This window comes from Thauera terpenica 58Eu (assembly GCF_000443165.1).
GTDB lineage: Bacteria > Pseudomonadota > Gammaproteobacteria > Burkholderiales > Rhodocyclaceae > Thauera > Thauera terpenica.
In genome coordinates, this window is sequence record NZ_ATJV01000123.1 from 1 (window position 1) to 1,002 (window position 1,002).

1 protein-coding gene is annotated in these 1,002 nt (G+C 55.2%); it reads left to right on the plus strand.

Annotated elements, in window-relative coordinates; all coding sequences use genetic code 11:
- Positions 1-56: 56 nt before the first annotated feature.
- A partial coding sequence (locus M622_RS38525; RefSeq protein ID WP_040831437.1) for an IS481 family transposase occupies positions 57-1,002 on the plus strand: 946 nt, incomplete at its 3' end.

The window sequence follows — 1,002 nt, forward strand, 5'->3', positions numbered from 1 at the left end:
TGTTTAGTCCCACGGTGTGCTGGTGTAATTTATAGCCAGCTACGGAGGGAAGATCTATGGGACAGGTACTTCACGGATGCGCCCGCACAACAGAGGCAGTGCGTCGAGCGATACAGCATAGTCAAGCGAGCCTGAGCCAACTGGCGTCCCAGTACGGAATCAATCCCAAGACGGTAGCGAAATGGCGCCAGCGAGCGAGCACCCAGGATGCCCCGATGGGGCCAAAAAACGTCCAGTCGACGGTGCTCACTGCGGAGGAAGAAGCGGCCATCGTGGCCTTCCGCAAATACACCTTGCTGCCGCTGGATGACTGCTTGTACTCCTTGCAAGCGAGCATCCCGCATCTGACACGGTCTTCACTCCATCGTTGCCTGCAAAGGCATGGGATATCGCGGTTGCCGGAAGTGGCAGGCGATAAACCGGACAAGAAGAAATTCAAGCCCTATCCGATCGGCTACTTCCATGTGGACATCGCCGAGGTTCAGACCGACGAAGGCCGTCTCTACCTGTTCGTAGCCATCGACCGGACATCAAAGTTCGCCTACGCCGAATTGCATCCGAAGGCCACGCGCATGGTGGCCCGAGACTTCCTGAACAACCTGATCAACGCCGTACCTTACGTCATTCACACGCTGCTCACCGACAACGGCATTCAGTTCGCTAAACGCAAAGGAACCGAAGGCTATCGGGAAATCCCTTTCGACCGTGTTTGCCGGGCTCAGGGTATCGAGCACCGACTCACCCAGATCTGCCACCCATGGACCAATGGCCAGGTCGAGCGCATGAACAGAACGATCAAGGAAGCAACGGTCAAGCGTTACCACTATCGATCCCACGACCAGCTGAAATCCCATTTGCAGACCTTCTTGATGGCCTACAACTTCGCCAGAAGACTAAAAACCTTGAAGGGCTTAACCCCCTACGAATTCATCTGCAAAGCATGGCAAAACACGCCGGACAGATTCAAAATCAATCCAGTCCAGCACACCGTGGGACTAAACA